This window comes from Microbacterium sp. Bi128 (genome assembly GCF_918698205.1).
This window is the reverse complement of sequence record NZ_CAKKMM010001591.1, coordinates 1-1106: the sequence shown is the minus strand read 5'-3', so window position 1 is coordinate 1106 and position 1106 is coordinate 1. Positions and strand designations below refer to the sequence as shown.

Here is a 1106-nt window from a genome sequence, read left to right as displayed (position 1 = left end):
TGGTGTGGCCGCGCAGCTGGCCGGCGTAGGCCAGCAGGGAGTGTGCGCCGTTCAGGAGCCAGAGTTTGCGGTTCTCGTACGGCTCGATCTCGGCGACGAACACGGCTCCGGCGTCTTCCCAGCGCGGCCGCCCGGCGGGGAACTCCCCGCTGAGCACCCAGTTGGAGAAGGGCTCGGCCACCACGGGCGAATTGTCGCGGTAGCCGCACGCGGCCTGGACGGCGGCGATGTCCGCGGCCGTGGTGCGGGGAGTGATGCGGTCAACCGAGGTGCTGACGAAGCTGACGTTGGCGTCGATCCATCCGGCCAGGTCCGCGTCCCACGCCCCGGCCATGCCTGCCACGGCATTGTGCGCCACGGTGCCGTTGTTGGAAAGGTTGTCGCAGCAGACGACGGCGAGCGGTCCCGCCCCGGCAGCCCGGCGGGCGGCGAGGGCCAGCACCAGCCGGCCCAGCGGCGTCGCCGGGTTGGCGCTGCCGGACGCCAGCAGCGCAAGGTCGGCGGCGACGTCGGGCGCGGCGCGGTCAAGCTGCCCGTCGGCGCGGAGCCGGTAGGCCGCCTCGGTGATGGTCAGGGTGATCACCGCGGTGGCCGGCGCGGCAACCAGCTCCGCCAGGCGCTGGACATCCGCCCCGTCCACGGCTTCGACGATGCTGCTGACAACGGTGAAGGTGTCGCCGCCGTCGGCCCGGTTCACGATCGTGTAGAGCCCGTCCTGTTCGGCCAGCGCCAGGGCGGCGTCGGGGCGGCGTCCGGTAAAGGCCGCAATGCCCCAGTCCGCTGCGTCGGACGCCTGGTGGGTGTACCAGCCCTGGTGCGAGCGGTGGAAGGCGCCCAGCCCCAGATGGACGATCCGCACAGGCGCCGTCGCACCGGGGCGCAGGCGGCGGCTCAGTTGGGGAAGTTCCACGGCGGCCTCGACCTCGGATTCCTGTGCGGATGTCAGTTCGGCGCTCACAGTTTGAACACCCGTCGGGGTGAGCCGTCCACGACGTCGACGATCAGTTCTTTGGCGCGGTCCGCGCTGCCGCGGTGCTCCGCGACCAGCCCGGCCAGGAAGGAGGCCTCGATCCGGCGGGAGGCATCGTGGCGCGCGGGGATGGAGC

General features: G+C 72.3%; 1 protein-coding gene and 1 pseudogene. Both read right to left on the bottom strand.

All coding sequences use genetic code 11. From position 1 onward, the window contains the following. Nucleotides 1–958 (bottom strand): mannitol dehydrogenase family protein (locus LQV45_RS34770; RefSeq protein ID WP_230012493.1); only part of this gene is annotated, 958 nt, incomplete at its 3' end. Continuing rightward, nucleotides 955–1106: pseudogene (locus tag LQV45_RS34765) on the bottom strand (glucuronate isomerase); the annotation flags it as partial. The gene LQV45_RS34770 and the pseudogene LQV45_RS34765, both read right to left, overlap by 4 nt.